Source organism: Pseudescherichia sp. L3 (assembly GCF_024656065.1).
GTDB lineage: Bacteria > Pseudomonadota > Gammaproteobacteria > Enterobacterales > Enterobacteriaceae > Pseudescherichia.
Window position 1 is genome coordinate 573349 of record NZ_JANKYC010000002.1, and the last position, 16239, is coordinate 589587.

Annotated in this window: 16 protein-coding genes; 7 read left to right on the forward strand and 9 right to left on the reverse strand. The window is 57.5% G+C overall.

Going from position 1 to position 16239, the window contains the following annotated elements:
* Nucleotides 1–110 precede the first annotated feature (110 nt).
* The 3 genes from nrdD to NR795_RS14285 all read left to right on the forward strand — a co-directional run bounded on the left by nrdD (nucleotide 111) and on the right by NR795_RS14285 (nucleotide 3282).
* A complete protein-coding gene (nrdD, locus tag NR795_RS14275) occupies nucleotides 111–2249 on the forward strand; it encodes an anaerobic ribonucleoside-triphosphate reductase (protein ID WP_222888931.1) in 2139 nt (712 codons plus the stop codon).
* A complete protein-coding gene (gene nrdG / locus NR795_RS14280; protein ID WP_144816477.1) occupies nucleotides 2249–2713 on the forward strand; it encodes an anaerobic ribonucleoside-triphosphate reductase-activating protein in 465 nt (154 codons plus the stop codon). Before nrdD ends, nrdG begins: the two co-directional genes overlap by 1 nt.
* Nucleotides 2714–2853: 140 nt before the next feature.
* Nucleotides 2854–3282 (forward strand): hypothetical protein, encoded by a 429-nt coding sequence (locus NR795_RS14285; RefSeq protein ID WP_257758573.1) that lies wholly within the window; start codon nucleotides 2854–2856, stop codon nucleotides 3280–3282.
* 34 nt (nucleotides 3283–3316) lie between these two features.
* Here NR795_RS14285 and cybC read toward each other — a convergent pair whose 3' ends face one another.
* Nucleotides 3317–3706, reverse strand: coding sequence for a cytochrome b562 (cybC, locus tag NR795_RS14290; protein ID WP_144816483.1), 390 nt, complete (start codon nucleotides 3704–3706; stop codon nucleotides 3317–3319).
* Nucleotides 3707–3739: 33 nt separating this feature from the next.
* On the reverse strand, nucleotides 3740–5092 hold the full coding sequence (gene pmbA / locus NR795_RS14295; RefSeq protein WP_144816486.1) for a metalloprotease PmbA: 1353 nt from the start codon (nucleotides 5090–5092) through the stop codon (nucleotides 3740–3742).
* Between the two features lie 94 nt (nucleotides 5093–5186).
* Here pmbA and yjgA point away from each other — a divergent pair, with 94 nt between their 5' ends.
* Nucleotides 5187–5738 carry a ribosome biogenesis factor YjgA gene (yjgA, locus tag NR795_RS14300; RefSeq protein WP_144816488.1) on the forward strand — a complete coding sequence of 184 codons (552 nt, stop codon included), beginning with the start codon at nucleotides 5187–5189 and terminating at the stop codon, nucleotides 5736–5738.
* Nucleotides 5739–5783: 45 nt separating this feature from the next.
* Here the strand turns inward: yjgA and mpl are convergent, their stop codons facing one another.
* Entirely contained in the window at nucleotides 5784–7142 is a 1359-nt protein-coding gene (gene mpl / locus NR795_RS14305) for a UDP-N-acetylmuramate:L-alanyl-gamma-D-glutamyl-meso-diaminopimelate ligase (RefSeq protein WP_144816490.1), read from the reverse strand.
* Between the two features lie 172 nt (nucleotides 7143–7314).
* Here mpl and fbp point away from each other — a divergent pair, with 172 nt between their 5' ends.
* Nucleotides 7315–8313 carry a class 1 fructose-bisphosphatase gene (gene fbp, locus NR795_RS14310; protein ID WP_144816493.1) on the forward strand — a complete coding sequence of 333 codons (999 nt, stop codon included), beginning with the start codon at nucleotides 7315–7317 and terminating at the stop codon, nucleotides 8311–8313.
* A gap of 44 nt (nucleotides 8314–8357) precedes the next feature.
* On the opposite strand, the gene NR795_RS14315 is transcribed toward fbp, so the two are convergent.
* The 5 genes from NR795_RS14315 to ytfQ all read right to left on the reverse strand — a co-directional run bounded on the left by NR795_RS14315 (nucleotide 8358) and on the right by ytfQ (nucleotide 14545).
* A complete protein-coding gene (locus NR795_RS14315) occupies nucleotides 8358–9923 on the reverse strand; it encodes a methyl-accepting chemotaxis protein (protein ID WP_238081742.1) in 1566 nt (521 codons plus the stop codon).
* Between the two features lie 109 nt (nucleotides 9924–10032).
* The gene (gene yjfF / locus NR795_RS14320) at nucleotides 10033–11034 is read right to left on the reverse strand and encodes a galactofuranose ABC transporter, permease protein YjfF (protein WP_042388421.1); all 1002 of its coding nucleotides are present in this window, start codon (nucleotides 11032–11034) and stop codon (nucleotides 10033–10035) included.
* Nucleotides 11021–12046: a galactofuranose ABC transporter, ATP-binding protein YtfT gene (ytfT, locus tag NR795_RS14325; RefSeq protein ID WP_238081746.1), complete on the reverse strand. Its 1026-nt coding sequence runs from the start codon at nucleotides 12044–12046 to the stop codon at nucleotides 11021–11023. The genes yjfF and ytfT overlap by 14 nt, the downstream gene beginning before the upstream one ends.
* Nucleotides 12047–12056: 10 nt before the next feature.
* Nucleotides 12057–13559, reverse strand: coding sequence for a galactofuranose ABC transporter, ATP-binding protein YtfR (ytfR, locus tag NR795_RS14330; protein ID WP_144816500.1), 1503 nt, complete (start codon nucleotides 13557–13559; stop codon nucleotides 12057–12059).
* A 29-nt stretch (nucleotides 13560–13588) separates the two neighbouring features.
* The gene (gene ytfQ / locus NR795_RS14335; protein WP_042388427.1) at nucleotides 13589–14545 is read right to left on the reverse strand and encodes a galactofuranose ABC transporter, galactofuranose-binding protein YtfQ; all 957 of its coding nucleotides are present in this window, start codon (nucleotides 14543–14545) and stop codon (nucleotides 13589–13591) included.
* Nucleotides 14546–14854: 309 nt separating this feature from the next.
* On the opposite strand from ytfQ, the gene ppa reads away from it, so the two are divergent.
* Nucleotides 14855–15385: an inorganic diphosphatase gene (gene ppa / locus NR795_RS14340; RefSeq protein ID WP_042388429.1), complete on the forward strand. Its 531-nt coding sequence runs from the start codon at nucleotides 14855–14857 to the stop codon at nucleotides 15383–15385.
* 135 nt (nucleotides 15386–15520) lie between these two features.
* Nucleotides 15521–15844 (forward strand): hypothetical protein, encoded by a 324-nt coding sequence (locus NR795_RS14345; RefSeq protein ID WP_257758574.1) that lies wholly within the window; start codon nucleotides 15521–15523, stop codon nucleotides 15842–15844.
* 48 nt (nucleotides 15845–15892) lie between these two features.
* Here NR795_RS14345 and NR795_RS14350 read toward each other — a convergent pair whose 3' ends face one another.
* Nucleotides 15893–16237 carry a gamma-glutamylcyclotransferase gene (locus tag NR795_RS14350; RefSeq protein ID WP_144816502.1) on the reverse strand — a complete coding sequence of 115 codons (345 nt, stop codon included), beginning with the start codon at nucleotides 16235–16237 and terminating at the stop codon, nucleotides 15893–15895.
* Nucleotides 16238–16239 lie beyond the last annotated feature (2 nt).

The window sequence follows — 16239 nt, forward strand, 5'->3', positions numbered from 1 at the left end:
ATGCAAATCACTATATGTAGCACTTAAAATGCCGTCGCGGCGCTACATATTGTATTAATCGCCTAATATTTCCCCAGCGCCGCGAAAAACATTTTAACTATGGAGAGATCATGACCCCGCATGTGATGAAGCGAGATGGCTGTAAGGTACAGTTCAAATCAGAGCGTATTCAGGAAGCGATTCTGCGTGCCGCCGCTGCGGCGGGCGTTGATGATGCCGACTATTGCGCTACCGTCGCAGAGGTGGTCAGACAGCAGATGCAGGCGCGATCGCAGGTAGACATCAGCGAGATCCAGACCGCAGTAGAAAACCAGCTGATGGCTGGCCCCTACAAGCAGCTGGCGCGGGCCTATATTGAGTATCGCCACGACCGCGATATCTCCCGCGAGAAGCGTGGCCGCCTGAATCAGGAGATCCGTGGCCTGGTAGAGCAGACCAACTCCGCCCTGCTCAATGAGAACGCCAACAAAGACAGCAAGGTGATCCCGACCCAGCGCGACCTGCTGGCGGGCATCGTTGCCAAGCACTACGCTCGTCAGCACCTGCTGCCGCGCGACGTGGTGCTGGCCCACGAGCGCGGGGATATCCACTACCACGATCTCGACTACTCGCCCTTCTTCCCGATGTTTAACTGCATGCTTATCGACCTGAAGGGGATGCTGACCCAGGGCTTCAAGATGGGCAACGCCGAGATCGAACCGCCGAAGTCTATCTCTACCGCCACGGCGGTTACCGCACAGATCATCGCCCAGGTGGCGAGCCACATCTACGGCGGCACCACCATCAACCGTATCGATGAGGTACTGGCTCCGTTCGTGACGGCCAGCTTCGACAAGCACCGCAAAACGGCGGCGGAGTGGCAGATCCCGGATGCCGACGGCTACGCCCGCTCGCGCACCGAGAAAGAGTGCTACGACGCCTTCCAGTCGCTGGAGTACGAGGTCAATACCCTGCACACCGCCAACGGCCAGACGCCGTTCGTCACCTTTGGCTTCGGGCTGGGCACCAGCTGGGAGTCACGCCTGATCCAGCAGTCGATTCTGCGCAACCGCATTGCTGGCCTCGGTAAAAACCGCAAAACGGCGGTGTTCCCGAAGCTGGTGTTCGCCATCCGCGACGGGCTGAACCATAAGCCTGGGGATGCCAACTACGATATCAAGCAGCTGGCGCTGGAGTGTGCAAGCAAGCGCATGTACCCGGATATCCTTAACTACGATCAGGTGGTGAAGGTGACCGGCTCCTTTAAAACCCCGATGGGCTGCCGCAGCTTCCTCGGCGTGTATGAAGATGAGAACGGGGAACAGATCCATGACGGGCGTAATAACCTTGGCGTCATTAGCCTGAACCTGCCGCGCATCGCGCTGGAAGCAAAAGGTAACGAGGCGGCGTTCTGGACGCTGCTCGACGAACGCCTGGCGCTGGCCCGCAAGGCGCTGATGACCCGCATCGCCCGCCTCGAAGGGGTGAAAGCCCGCGTGGCCCCTATTCTCTACATGGAAGGGGCCTGCGGCGTGCGGCTGAAGGCCGACGATGAGATCTCCTCCATCTTTAAAAACGGTCGTGCCTCGATCTCGCTGGGTTATATCGGCATTCACGAAACCATTAACGCCCTGTTTGGCGAGACGCACATGTACGACAGCGAGGCCCTGCGTGCCAAAGGCATCGCCATTGTCGAGCGGATGCGCCAGGCGGTAGACCAGTGGAAAGAGGAGACCGGGTACGGCTTCAGCCTCTACAGCACGCCGAGTGAAAACCTCTGCGACCGCTTCTGCCGTCTCGATACCGCCGAGTTCGGCGTAGTGCCGGGCGTCACCGACAAGGGCTACTACACCAATAGCTTCCATCTCGACGTTGAGAAGAAGGTTAACCCTTACGACAAGATAGATTTCGAAGCGCCCTACCCACCGTTAGCCAACGGCGGCTTCATCTGTTACGGCGAGTATCCCAACATCCAGCACAACCTGAAGGCGCTGGAGGATGTCTGGGATTACAGCTATCAGCACGTGCCCTACTACGGCACCAATACGCCCATCGATGAGTGCTACGAGTGCGGCTTTACCGGCGAGTTCGAGTGCACCAGTAAAGGCTTTACCTGCCCGAAATGCGGCAACCATGACGCCGCCCGCGTCTCGGTAACCCGCCGCGTCTGCGGCTATTTAGGCAGCCCGGATGCCCGGCCGTTCAACGCTGGCAAACAGGAAGAGGTGAAGCGCCGCGTCAAGCATTTGGGTAACGGGCAGATTGGGTAATGCATTACCACCAATATTACCCGGTCGACATCGTCAACGGCCCCGGCACGCGCTGCACGCTATTCGTTTCGGGGTGCGTGCACGAATGTCCCGGCTGCTATAACAAAAGCACCTGGCGGCTCAACTCGGGCAAGCCCTTTACCGCCGAGATGGCAGACCGCATCGTTAACGATCTCAACGATACGCGGATCAAACGCCAGGGCATTTCGCTCTCCGGCGGCGATCCGCTCCATCCGCAAAACGTGCCGGATATCCTCCGGCTGGTACAGCGCATCCGTGCCGAATGCCCCGGAAAGGATATCTGGGTCTGGACCGGCTATAAACTGGATGAGCTAAGCCGCGACCAGCTGGCCGTCGTCGATCTGATTAACGTGCTTATCGACGGTAAGTTTGTCCAGGATCTGAAGGATCCGATGCTGATCTGGCGCGGCAGCAGCAATCAGGTTGTCCACTACCTGCGCTAGTCTGGCGCAGGCTTTTATTAAATCATTTCTCTTCATTGCCGATAACTTTTCTGTCTCGTTTACCCAACGCAGATGTATTCACCTCCCTTGGGGGCACTGTTCCCCTGTCTTCTGCACAGCATATTTTTTCGGAGATGATGATGAATGGCATAGATAAAATAAGCGCCGTCAGTGCGCAGGGTGATTCGCATTTATCTAACGGCGATAACCCATCTACTCTGCTAAATAACAGCAAATTAGCAGAGATTAATAGCGATAATAATACGACAAATTCTGACGACAGCAGCACGAAGATTACGCTCACGTCTAAAACGCAGGATGAGATCGATAAACAGCAGCAGATAAAAAAAGAGGAGATAAAGAAGACCGACTATACGATGGAATTAACCGGTATTCCGCTGTATGGCGGGCGTCTCGTTTCAATTACTAAATACCCAAACGGCAGCGAAGAAATAATTGATACCCTGTCCGGGCAGCGAATAACGCGGCAGGATCTGCAGCAGGTTATTTCCCCGGCGGAGGTAAAGGTAGTCGAAGCCAGGCATAATCCTGATGGCGGGGTGGAATAGAGAGATCCGGCGGGAGGTGACTCCCGCCGTTATATTAGCGGAACTTCTTATGATAAGTATTACGGGTGGTTTTAAACTCTTCTGCTGCCGCCTGCGCCTCTTTCACCTTACCCGCGTTGGCAAGTTCTAGCGCACCGTCAATCTGACCAACCAGAATATCAAACCCGTGGCGGAAGTCCTTCATCTCCGGGCTGTCTGGCGCTTTGTTTTCCATCTTCGGCGGGGTCGCTTTCTGGGCGTCCAGCGCGGCGGTACGCATTTTGGTTAATGCATCCTTCATCTCCGCCGCATCACTGGTTTTCTGTACCACTTTCAAATTATCGTTGAGGGTCTCCATATCCTCTTCCAGATCTGCCGCAAACGCGGCAGAAGAGGCCAGAACGAAAGAGGAGACTGCTAACATCGCTAACAACGTTTTCCGCATTGCTCATGTCCTTTTATTATTGTTAAAAATGACTTACTGCCCGGCGATCTTCATCTCCGGCAGCAGCACTGAACCACACTGTATATTACTGCGTGTTTCAATATCGTCACCGATGGTCACCATATTGCGCCACATCTCTTTGAGGTTGCCAGCGATGGTAATTTCGCTCACCGGGTACTGAATTTCGCCGTTCTCTACCCAGAAACCTGCCGCGCCGCGGGAGTAGTCGCCGGTAATACCGCTCACGCCCTGGCCCATCAGCTCGGTCACCACCAGCCCGGTGCCCATCTCTTTCAGCATCTGCTCAAAGCTAAGGCCCTGCCCGTTAATACGCCAGTTATGGATGCCGCCCGCGTGACCGGTGCTTTTCAGCCCCAGCTTGCGTGCGGAGTAGCTGGTCAGCAGCCACTGGGTCAGGATGCCATCCTTGATGATGTCCCGGCGTTCGGTACGTACCCCTTCGCTGTCGAACGGCGTTGAGGCCAGCCCTTTCAGCAGGTGCGGGTGCTCCTCAATGGTCAGCCACTCCGGCAGGATCTGCTTGCCGAGGGAGTCCAGCAGGAAGGTAGATTTACGGTAAACCGCGCCGCCAGCAATCGCCCCGACGAGATGGCCAAACAGCCCGGTGGCCACTTCGTTAGCGAAGATCACCGGTGCTTTCATGGTGGAGAGCTTGCGTGGCGCGAGACGTGCCAGGGTGCGTCTCGCGCACTCGTCTCCTACCCACTCTGGCGACTTGAGATCCCCCAGCGCCCGGCCCATGGTGTAGGCGTAGTCGCGCTCCATGTCGCCATTCTCTTCAGCAATCACGCAGCTGGAGAGCGAGTGACGGCTGGAGCAGTAGCTTTGCAGCATGCCGTGGCTGTTGCCGAAGACTTTAATCCCGTAGTGGCTATTGAAGCTGCCGCCTTCGGTGTTGGTGATGCGCTTGTCCGCCTTCAGCGACGCTTGCTCGGCGCGGGCGGCCAGCTCAATGGCCTGATCCGGCGTAACCTCTGCCGGGTGGAAGAGGTCCAGATCCGGGGCCTCAAACGCCAGCAGATCGCGGTCCGCAACGCCGGCAAACGGATCCGGCGAGGTGTAGCGGGCAATATCCAGCGCCGCCTGCACGGTGCGGGCGATAGCGTCCGGACTCAGGTCGGTGGACGAGGCGCTGCCCTTGCGGTTTTGATGATAAACGGTGATGCCCAGTGCGCCATCGCTATTAAATTCAACGTTCTCCACCTCACCGTAGCGGGTGCTGACGCTAATACCGGTAGTCTTTGATACCGCCACTTCTGCGCCGTCTGATTTACCTGCGGCTAAGCCCAGGGCGGTGGAGACGGCTTCTTCCAGTGCTTTGCGTTGCTCTGCAACTTGTGTGATTACTTTCATCGCCAATGCCATAATGTAAGGGGAGTTTTAAAGAAGTCTAACAGAGAACCCATTCTCAGTGTGCTCCCAGGGTGTTAGTATTAGCCTCTTTTTTAAGGAGCCTGAGATGACCAAGCAGCCCGATGACTGGCTCGACGACGTACCCGGTGATGATATCAACGATGAAGATGATGAGATCATCTGGGTCAGTAAAAGTGAAATTAAGCGCGATGCGGAAGAGTTAAAACGCCTCGGCGCAGAGATGGTAGACCTGGGCAAGAACGCCCTCGATAAGATCCCGCTGGATGACGATCTGCGCGCGGCCATTGAGCTGGCGCAGCGTATCAAGAAAGAGGGCCGCCGCCGCCAGATGCAGCTGATTGGCAAACTGCTGCGCCAGCGCGACGTCGATCCGATTCGCCAGGCGCTGGACAAGCTGAAAAACCGCCATAACCAGCAGGTGGCGTTCTTCCACAAGCTGGAGCACATTCGCGATCGCCTGATCGCCGAGGGTGATGACGCGGTGCCGGACGTATTAAACCTGTGGCCGAACGCTGACCGTCAGCAGCTGCGTTCGCTGATCCGTAACGCGCAGAAAGAGCGCGACGGCAACAAGCCGCCGAAGTCCGCGCGCCTGATCTTCCAGTATCTACGCGAGCTGTCGGAAGCCGAAGAGTAATGTGTAAACGCCGGGTGGCGCTAACGCTTCCCCGGCCTACAACGCTTATTTCTGCGCTAACCTGTCCAGCAGCTTCTGGTGGATGCCACCGAAGCCGCCGTTGCTCATCACCAGAATGTGATCTCCCGGCTGGGCGGTTTTCACGATCATATCCGTCAGCGCATCGACATCCACATGCCAATGGGCAGGCTGCACGCAGGCCTCCGCCACTTCCGATACCTGCCAGGGAATATGCTGCGGCTGCAGCAGGAAGACCTCATCGGCCCGACCCAGCGACGGGGCCAGATCGTCCTTGCAGAGACCCATCTTCATGGTGTTCGAGCGTGGCTCCAGCACCGCAATAATGCGCGCCGTGCCGCCAACCTTGCCACGCAGCGCGGCGAGGGTAGCCAGGATCGCGGTCGGGTGGTGGGCGAAGTCATCGTAGACGCTGACGCCGTTGGCGGTGCCGCGCAGCTCCAGGCGGCGGCGAGCGTTGACGAACGTGCCGAGGGCGTTAGCCGCATCCGCAGGCGTGACGCCGACGTGGCGGGCGGCGGCAATCGCCATCAGGCCGTTGTGCATGTTGTGCTCGCCCACCAGATCCCACTTCACCTGGCCTACGCGCTCACCGTCCAGCAGCACTTCCCACTGCGAGGCGTCGGTAGTGAGCTTTTTCGCCTGCCAATGGCCCTGTTCGCCCACCAGCTCCTGCTCGCTCCAGCAGCCCATCGCCATCACCTGCTTCAGATTGATGTCGTTCTCCGGCAGGATGATCTTGCCCTGCCCCGGCACGATACGCACCAGGTGGTGGAACTGCTTCTGAATCGCCTTCAGATCGTCAAAGATGTCGGCGTGATCGAACTCAAGGTTGTTGAGGATCAGCGTGCGCGGCGCGTAGTGTACGAACTTGGAGCGCTTATCAAAGAACGCGCAGTCATACTCGTCGGCCTCAATCACAAAGAACGGGCTGTCGCCCAGGCGCGCGGAGACGTCGAAGTTGCCCGGCACGCCGCCGATCACAAAGCCAGGCTGATAGCCGCAGGCTTCGAGGATCCAGGTCGCCATGCCCGCCGTGGTGGTTTTACCGTGAGTACCGGCTACCGCCAGCACCCAGCGGTCGCGCAGCACAAAGTCGTGCAGCCACTGCGGGCCGGACATATAGGGAATGCTCTTCTCCAGCACTGCCTCAACGCACGGATTGCCCCGCGTCATGGCATTACCAATAATCACCAGATCCGGGGCCGGATCGAGCTGGCTGGCGTCGTAACCCTGAATTAAAGCGATGCCCTGCTTCTCCAGCAGGGTGCTCATCGGCGGATACACATTGGCGTCCGATCCCGTTACTTCATGACCTAAAGCACGTGCCAGCAGCGCCAGTCCGCCCATGAAGGTTCCACAAATTCCTAAAATATGAATGCGCATACGTCGGTCCTTATTTTAACTGGCGTCCATTTTACTCACATGTCCGGCCCAGAGAAACGCATTTAAGCGGAATCTCACTCTGGCTGGCGCGATTCACCTGTGCGCATTAATTCGGATCTTTGTTAGTATGGTTACAGTCGCTTTACTCCACATTAATTGCAGGGAAAGTGTTATGAAAACGTTAGGTGAATTTATCGTTGAGAAGCAGCATGATTTCTCTCATGCTACCGGGGAACTGACCTCGCTGCTGTCAGCGATAAAGCTGGGCGCCAAAATCATCCACCGCGATATTAATAAAGCGGGACTGGTCGATATTCTGGGGGCCAGCGGGGCCGAAAACGTGCAGGGCGAGGTGCAGCAAAAACTTGATCTGTTCGCGAATGAGAAACTGAAGGCGGCGCTGCGCGCGCGGAATATCGTGGCCGGTATTGCCTCAGAAGAAGAAGATGAGATCGTTGTTTTTGATGGCTATGAGCATGCGAAGTACGTGGTGCTGATGGATCCGCTGGATGGCTCCTCCAACATTGACGTTAACGTCTCTGTGGGCACCATCTTCTCTATCTACCACCGCATCACGCCGGTAGGCACTCCGGTCACCGTGGAAGACTTCCTGCAGCCGGGCAACAAGCAGGTGGCTGCGGGCTACGTGCTCTACGGCTCCTCAACCATCATGGTTTACACCACCGGCTGCGGCGTACACGCTTTCACCTACGATCCCTCCCTCGGCGTCTTTGCCCTCTGCCAGGAGCGTATGCAGTTCCCTGAGCTGGGTACGACCTACTCCATTAACGAAGGCAACTACATCAAGTTCCCGCAGGGCGTGAAGAAGTACCTCAAGTTCTGTCAGGAAGAGGATAAGCTCACCCACCGTCCCTACACCTCGCGCTATATCGGCTCGCTGGTAGCGGACTTCCACCGTAACCTGGTGAAAGGCGGGATCTACCTCTATCCAAGCACCGCAACCCACCCGGAAGGCAAGCTGCGCCTGCTGTACGAGTGCAACCCGATGGCCTTCCTGGCCGAGCAGGCGGGCGGCAAGGCGAGCGACGGTAAAGAGCGTATTCTGGATATTATTCCGGAGTCGCTGCACCAGCGCCGTCCGTTCTTCGTGGGGACTAACGCGATGGTCGAGGACGTTGAGCGCTTTATGCGCGAGTACCCGGACGCCTGACGCGCAGTAACGTTACCCTCTCCGCCTGGAGAGGGTAACGTGTTTTAGCCTGCGGCCTGCAGACGGAACGAGGCCATCGCGGCCACCAGCTCGCGGGACTGCTGCTCCAGAGAGTGGGTCGCGGCAGAGGACTGCTGCACCAGAGCGGCATTCTGCTGGGCAGTTTCATCCATCTGGTTCACCGCAATATTCACCTGCTCAATACCGCGACTCTGCTCGTGGGACGCGTTAGCGATCTCCCGCATCAGCTTCGTCATGCGCGTTACTTCGCTGGCGATCTCATCCATCGTCTCACCGGCCTGCATTGCCAGATTGCTCCCCTCCCCAACGTGAGTCTGCGAGTCGGTGATCAGGGTGCGGATCTCTTTCGCCGCGTCGGCGCTGCGGCTCGCAAGGTTACGCACTTCGCCCGCCACGACCGCAAAGCCGCGGCCCTGCTCCCCTGCCCGCGCCGCTTCTACCGAGGCGTTAAGGGCCAGAATATTGGTCTGGAAGGCAATGCCGTCGATAACGCTAAGAATATCGGCGATACGTGCCGAACTGCCGGAGATATCCTGCATCTTCTCGATCACATAACAGACCATTTCGCTGCCGCGATCGGCGGTGTCAGAGACCGTCTTCGCCAGCTGGTGCGCCTGCTCGGCGTTGGCGGCGTTCTGCTTCACCGTGGCGGTGATCTGCTCCATGCTGGCGGCAGTCTGCTCAAGGGAGGAGGCGGTAGACTCGGTGCGCTGGGCCAGATCAACGTTGCCTGCGGTTAACTCCCGGCTGCCGGTATCGATCTGAGCGCTGGCGTCGCGAACGCGGGTCACCGACCCCACCAGCGAGTGACGCATGTTCTCAATGGCGGCGTTGAGGCGGGAGAACTCCTTGCTGGTTATCTCCGTCTGCATCGGCGTCAGGTTACCCGCCGCCACCTGCTCCAGCTGCTGAATAGAGACGTTAAGCGGCTTAAGCAGCATATGGCGCAGCGCCAGCCATGCCAGGGCAATGATGCCGGCGGTCACCAGCGCGGCGATGACGATCAGCGCCATCACCCGTTTTTTACTCGCCTGTACCGCGTCCACTTCGGCCTTGCCGCGTGCTTCGCCCCAGTTCAGAAACGCCTGCATATCGTTATCAAACTGACGCGACACCGGCACCAGCTGATTCTCCAGTAGGGAGTAGTAGTCGTCCGCGCTCTGCTGATTGAGGGCCTTCAGCATTGGAACGATACCCTGGGTATTGTAGGCCTGATAGCTTTTGGCGACCGCCGCCAGCAGGGCCTTGCCGCTCTCGTCCTCGACGCCCGCGTCGATGGTCTCCTGCAACCCTTTCTGGGCCTGCGCGATCTCGCTATTGATGTTTTTTACCGACTTGCCGGCGTCGTCCAGCAGCCCGACCTCCATCATGCGCACCGCCTGTCCGGCTTCGTTGCGCGCACGCAGGATCAGGGTATAGCCCTCGTTGAGGTTTGCCATCTGCTCACCCTGAAGGTGATTAATACGCTGTAGCGAGGAGGAGCTCTGGGTAAGGGCATAAATACCGATGCCGCTGACCAGAAGGAGGAGTAACGTCATTACGGCCAGCAGAGAGAGCAGGCCAGTGCGAATCGAAAGCGTTCTAAGCATGATGGTGATCCCGGTAGCAGAGAGACTTCGTAGCGTGAATAGTGCTGATTCGAACAGTTATCGACCGCTACCGGGAAAGCTTTAGCTATTTTTTAACCATATCAAAAAGTTATGACTTCGTTGCCGGAATGCTCACCCGTGTGACCGGGGAGTTCTGCCGGTTCTCCCACAGTACCGTCAGGCCGCGTTGCAGGGCGATAAAGATAAACAGCAGAATGCCGATGGCGATCTTTGTCCACCACGAGCTGAGCGTGCCGTCGAAGTTAATATAGGTCTGGATCAGCCCCTGGATCGCCACGCCAAACAGCGTGCCTAATACCGTTCCCACGCCGCCGCTGAGCAGCGTGCCACCAATCACCACCGAGGCGATGGCGTCCAGCTCTACTCCAACGCCCGCCAGGGCATAACCCGCCTGGGTGTAGACAGAGAAGACGATGCCCGCCAGCGTCGCCAGCCCGGTTGAGAGCATATAGATGCGGATCGTGGTACTGCGGGTAGAGATGCCCATCAGGTTGGCCGAGGTGGCGCTGCCGCCAATGGCATAGACCTGATTGCCAAAGCGCGTGCGGTGGGCGAGGAAGATGCCTATCACCACCACGCCCAGCATCAGCAGCCCCATCGCGCTCAGGCGACCGCCGCCGGGAATTTTCCACGCCAGGCTAGAGAGGGTGTCGTAGATCGGATGGTTAATGGGAATCGACTCTTCAGAGACCAGGTAGCTGACGCCGCGCAGGAAGAACATCCCGGCGAGGGTAATGATAAACGCCGGGATCTTCAGGGCATCGATCAGCAGGCCCATAAACGCCCCGAAGGCGCAGCCCATCGCCAGCACCAGCGGGAAGGCCAGCAGGGGTGAGATGCCCCAGAAGCCAATCGCCTTCGCCAGAAAGACGCCGGTAAAGGCGATCACCGACCCCACCGACAGGTCGATGCCGCCGGAGAGGATCACAAAGGTCATGCCAACGGCGATAATCCCAAGAAAGGCGTTATCGGTCAAAATGTTGCAGATAACCCGCGTCGAGGCGAAGCCCGGAAACTGGGTCAGGCAGTAGAGATAGCCGAGCACAAACACGCCGAGCGTGATCATCAGCGGCAGGTTACGTTTTATCATGACCACGGCTCCTCTTAATCAGATCGATAAAGCGCGGCGACTGCACAATCAGCACGCACATTACGACGACGGCCTTCACGACCTGGTTCAGCTCCGGCGGGAAACCCGAAAGTAAAATGCCGGTGTTCATTCCCTGGATAATCAGCGCCCCGACAATCGACAGCAGCAGGTTGAAGCGCCCGCCCATTAGCGAGCCGCCGCCAATCACCACCGCGAGGATGGCGTCCAGCTCCAGCCACAGCCCGGCGTTGTTGGCATCCGCCCCGCGAATGTCCGCCGTGACGATGATGCCAGCAATGGCGGCGCAGACGCCGCTCAGGACGTAGGTCAGCATCACGACTACCCGGGTATTCACCCCGGCATTTTTGGCGGCGCGGATGTTGATCCCCACCGCTTCAATAAACATGCCCAGCGCCGTCTTGCGGGTGAAGAGCCAAAACACCACCAGCGTTATCAGAGCGATAATCACCGGCGTAGGGAAGAGCAGCAGCGAGCCGCTGCCGAGCCAGGAGAGACTGGGGGCGTTGAAGGTGACGATCTGTCCGGAGGTGATCAGCTGCGCCACGCCGCGCCCGGCGACCATCAGTATCAGCGTGGCAACGAAAGGCTGGATCTTGAGGATGGCCACCAGCACGCCGTTCCATAGCCCGGCCAGCACGCCGCTGCCGATGGCCGCCAGCAGCACAATTGGCAGGCTGTGCCCGGCCACGGTCATCGAAGCCGCCGTCGCCCCCGCAATCGCCATGATGGCCCCCACGGAGAGATCGATCCCCCCGGTGGCGATCACCAGCGTCATGCCGATGGCCAGCAGCGCTACCGGTGCAGCACGGTTAAGAATATCGATGGGACTGCCGAATAGCCGCCCATCCTGCAGAACGATCTGGAAAAAATGCGGCGCAACCAGGCTGTCGACCAGCAGCACCAGGATCAGCGCCACCAGCTGCGGCATACCCGTCGGCCAGCTTATGCGCCGCTTCGGCTGGCCGGTTTGCGGAAGGGAACGGGGCATCACACTCTACTCCTTATGCCGCGATGGCATTCATGATCGCCGGAACCGAAAGTTCTGCGAGCGGGATCTCTGCCACCTGTTTGCGGTCGCGCATGATGATCACCCGATCGGCATAGCCGACCAGCTCCTCCAGCTCAGAGGAGATCACCAGTAGCGCTAAGCCGTCGGCGCACAAGGTTTCAATAAGCCGGATGATTTCGGCATGAGCCCCTACGTCGATGCCGCGCGTCGGCTCGTCGAGGATCAGGAACTGGGGTTTGGTCAGCAGCCAGCGGGAGAGCAGCACCTTCTGCTGGTTGCCGCCGGAGAGAAACTCAATCGGCTGCTCGGCGCTGGGGGTGCGAATACCGAGCTGGCGAATAAAGCGCTCGGCGATCTCATTCTGCTCCCGACGGGGAATGGGCCGCAGCCAGCCGCGTTGGGCCTGCAGGGCGAGAATAATATTCTCCCGTACCGAGGCCGCGGCAATAATGCCGTCGGTTTTGCGATCCTCCGGACAGAAGCCGATCCCCAGGCACGACGCCTGATGCGGCGAGCGCAGGGTCTGCGGCTTGCCTTTGATGAGCGCCCTGCCGCTGTCGGCGGGCTTGATGCCGAAAATCACCTCGGCGGTTTCGGTCCGTCCGGAGCCTAACAGCCCGGCGAGACCGACGATTTCGCCGGGGCGCACTGCAAAGTTAAAGGGTGCGATGGTGCCTTTCTTGCCAAAATCGGTGAAGGCGGCCACCGGCTTGTCGCTGAGCAGCGTCCGGCCCGCCCGTTGCAGGGCGTTGCTCTCCAGCTCGCGCCCCAGCATCATTTTCACTAGCTCGATCTGCGGCAGCTCGCGGGTTTCGCGGCAGCCAACAAAGCCGCCGTTGCGCAGAACGGTAATGCGGTCGCTGACCTCATAGACCTGATCGAGGAAATGGGTGACGAAGATCAGGCTCACGCCCTGGGCGCGCAGCTGGCGCATCAGGGTGAAGAGCATCTCCACCTCCTGGGTATCGAGGCTGGCGGTAGGCTCGTCGAGGATCAACACCTTTGCCGAGAGGTCGATAGCGCGACAGATAGCAACAATCTGCTGCATCGCTACCGAAAAACGGTTCAGCGGCTCGCGCACGTCAAGCGAGAAGCCGTAGGAGGCCATCAGCGCCGTGGCACGGCGCTCCATCTCTTTACGCTGCAGGAAACCAAAGCGCCGTGGCTCGCGGCCGATAAACAGGTTATCTGCCACCGACATGTTCGGCAGCAGGTTAACCTCCTGATAGACCGTTCCGATGCCCAACTGCTGGGCATGGGCGGTGTTTTTAGGCGAGATCGCCTGGCCTTCGAGGCGAATAACGCCGCGATCGGCATGGTAGACGCCGGTCAACGCCTTGATGAGCGTTGATTTACCGGCCCCGTTCTCACCGAGGAGCGCCATAATTTCGCCCCGGCGCAGGCTAAAGTTGACGTTATCAAGCGCCTTTACGCCGGGGAAAAATTTACTTAACCCCTCGGTACTCAGAATTTCCTGGTGTTGGTCGGTGGTCATGATGGCCTCCCCGAAACGAACCGCCGGACTTAATAGCCCATATTTTTCTTCTTCTCGAGCTCTTCTTTCGCCGTATCCGGCAGGTAGAGCGTCGATTTGGTCATGGTCATTTTCTCAGGCTGGGTACCGTCTTTTTTGAATTTCTCCAGCGCGTCGAAGGCCGGGCCAGCCATGTTCGGCGTCAGCTCAACGCTGGCGTTGGCTTCGCCTTCAATCATCGCTTTAAAGATATCCGGCACGCCATCGATAGAGCCGGTCAGGATATCTTTGCCTGGCTTCAGGCCCGCCTCTTTGATGGCCTGAATAGCACCGATCGCCATATCGTCGTTATGGGCGTAAACCATGCAGATGTTCTTGCCGTTATTCTCGGCTTTGATAAAGCTCTCCATGACCTCTTTCCCTTTGCTGCGGGTAAAGTCGCCGGACTGGGAGCGGATGATTTTGATGTTTGGCGCTTTAGCGATGGCGTCAGCGAACCCTTTTTTACGGTCAATCGCTACGCTCGCCCCTACCGTGCCCTGCAGTTCGACAACGTTACATTTCTTATCGCCGACGGTTTTGATCAGCCACTCGCCGATCAGCTGGCCTTCCAGCACGTTATTGGCGGTAACGGTAGTCATGTAGAGCGACTTATCTTTCACATCAATGGAGCGGTCGAGGAGGATCACCGGGATCTCGGCATCTTTAGCCTCTTTCAGCACTGGCTCCCAGCCGGTCGCCACTACCGGGGCAATAAAGATGGCGTCCACGCCCTGGGCGATGAACGAACGTACCGCCTTGATCTGGTTCTCCTGTTTTTGCTGACCGTCGGCGACTTTCAGCGTAATACCGCGTTTTTCCGCTTCGCTTTTCGCGACGTTGGTTTCAGCGGCTCGCCAGCCGGATTCGGAGCCGACCTGTGAAAAACCGACGGTTAACGGGGCTGCCATCGCCATAGACGACATGGCTGCTGAGACTGCTGTGACCAGAAGTAAGCGCTTCCACATAATAACGTCCTCGTAGGGGTGATTATTGTTTGGCTAAAAGATGTTCGCGAAGAGACTATAGCGAATGGAAGATGTAACGAATTGCGTTACATCACACTTCAAAAAAGTAAATAAAACGTTAATCACAAGTTTGTAATCGCTTTCATTTTGCTATGAAAAATGCGGCTGAGGTTATGTACTTTTCGGTTATGTGAATGGTCTGAGAAACGCGCGATTGGCAGGGGGAAAGCGAAAACAGGCGAAGACTTTCGGCGTGAGTTGGCTATAATACCCGGCACTTGTTTGCCACACATTTTAAAGGAAACAAACATGAGCTTACTGAACGTACCGGCGGGTAAAGATCTGCCAGAAGACATCTACGTAGTTATCGAGATCCCGGCAAACGCCGATCCGATCAAATACGAAATCGACAAAGACACTGGCGCGCTGTTCGTTGACCGCTTCATGTCTACCGCGATGTTCTATCCGTGCAACTACGGCTACATCAACCACACCCTCTCTCTGGACGGTGACCCGGTTGACGTTCTGGTCCCAACCCCGTACCCGCTGCAGCCGGGTTCAGTGGTGCGTTGCCGCCCGGTTGGCGTGCTGAAGATGACCGACGAAGCGGGTGAAGATGCCAAGCTGGTTGCGGTTCCGCACACCAAGCTGAGCAAAGAGTACGATCACATCAAAGACGTGAACGACCTGCCGGAACTGCTGAAAGCGCAGATCACCCACTTCTTCGAACACTACAAAGATCTCGAAAAAGGCAAATGGGTTAAGGTTGACGGCTGGGACAACGCCGAAGCGGCGAAAGCTGAAATCGTGGCCTCTTTCGAACGCGCTGCGAAGAAGTAATAGTTATTATTGTCATCAAGCCCCACGCGTTGGGGCTTTTTTGTGCCCTGTATAATAAGACATATTAGTAAACTGACTCGACGGATTTTATTATCGCTTCAGGACTGGTTATTTTCGTCAATATGAGCGTTTTACATGCTACATTTCTTTCTTCAAAGCATAAAAATGGGATACATAAAGGCGTTTGACTGTTACGGCAAAGACAGTAAATGGCAGTATCTCTGCATCATGGCATTTCAGCTTGCCTGGTTTTTGCTCTACCTATGGCTCCCCTACCAAAGCGATTATGCCATTCTTCTTTTTTTACTCTTTTTCCTGCCCGTCATCTCAAGCAATACGCGCTGCATCAACTATCACGGTTACTCGCGAGCGCTGTGTCTGCTATGGCTGATTGCGCCGTATATCATGTTGTTTGTCCCGCTGTTTTTAAAAAAGCGACGCGCCGATAGAGAAAACTAAAACGCGGGTCGTTAGAAAAAACAGCGCCACCCGAAGGTGGCGCTGCTGTTAGTCCCGATCCCTGTCTAACCAGTTCCCGGTCTCTATCCGCGTGTGTTCATCCACCGACAGCTGGTACACGTACATCCATGCACTGCCGTACGGTGTCTGAATCAATTGACGCTTGTACTCCCCGCCCGCGGTGCGGAGCTGATCCAGCTCGGCCAGGGTTTCGGCGTCAATACGGTAAACTTCACCCAGCACATGGCCCGGACCGGGCACCGCACCTGGGTAGTGCCCCAGACTGTAAAGTTGATAATTCTCAACGCTGTGATCGCCCAGCCATTGAGCATTAGTCATCCAGTGACTGTTACCTTGCTTGCGTCGTAAACTGCCGTAAACAAATATTCGCATTG

What these genes read in the sequence shown, in the direction of transcription:
- nrdD (WP_222888931.1), top strand. Translation starts at nt 111, where the DNA reads ATGACCCCGCATGTGATGAAGCGAGATGGCTGTAAGGTACAGTTCAAA.
- nrdG (WP_144816477.1), top strand. Translation starts at nt 2,249, where the DNA reads ATGCATTACCACCAATATTACCCGGTCGACATCGTCAACGGCCCCGGC.
- NR795_RS14285 (WP_257758573.1), top strand. Translation starts at nt 2,854, where the DNA reads ATGAATGGCATAGATAAAATAAGCGCCGTCAGTGCGCAGGGTGATTCG.
- cybC (WP_144816483.1), bottom strand. Translation starts at nt 3,706, where the DNA reads ATGCGGAAAACGTTGTTAGCGATGTTAGCAGTCTCCTCTTTCGTTCTG.
- pmbA (WP_144816486.1), bottom strand. Translation starts at nt 5,092, where the DNA reads ATGGCATTGGCGATGAAAGTAATCACACAAGTTGCAGAGCAACGCAAA.
- yjgA (WP_144816488.1), top strand. Translation starts at nt 5,187, where the DNA reads ATGACCAAGCAGCCCGATGACTGGCTCGACGACGTACCCGGTGATGAT.
- mpl (WP_144816490.1), bottom strand. Translation starts at nt 7,142, where the DNA reads ATGCGCATTCATATTTTAGGAATTTGTGGAACCTTCATGGGCGGACTG.
- fbp (WP_144816493.1), top strand. Translation starts at nt 7,315, where the DNA reads ATGAAAACGTTAGGTGAATTTATCGTTGAGAAGCAGCATGATTTCTCT.
- NR795_RS14315 (WP_238081742.1), bottom strand. Translation starts at nt 9,923, where the DNA reads ATGCTTAGAACGCTTTCGATTCGCACTGGCCTGCTCTCTCTGCTGGCC.
- yjfF (WP_042388421.1), bottom strand. Translation starts at nt 11,034, where the DNA reads ATGATAAAACGTAACCTGCCGCTGATGATCACGCTCGGCGTGTTTGTG.
- ytfR (WP_144816500.1), bottom strand. Translation starts at nt 13,559, where the DNA reads ATGACCACCGACCAACACCAGGAAATTCTGAGTACCGAGGGGTTAAGT.
- ytfQ (WP_042388427.1), bottom strand. Translation starts at nt 14,545, where the DNA reads ATGTGGAAGCGCTTACTTCTGGTCACAGCAGTCTCAGCAGCCATGTCG.
- ppa (WP_042388429.1), top strand. Translation starts at nt 14,855, where the DNA reads ATGAGCTTACTGAACGTACCGGCGGGTAAAGATCTGCCAGAAGACATC.
- NR795_RS14345 (WP_257758574.1), top strand. Translation starts at nt 15,521, where the DNA reads ATGCTACATTTCTTTCTTCAAAGCATAAAAATGGGATACATAAAGGCG.
- NR795_RS14350 (WP_144816502.1), bottom strand. Translation starts at nt 16,237, where the DNA reads ATGCGAATATTTGTTTACGGCAGTTTACGACGCAAGCAAGGTAACAGT.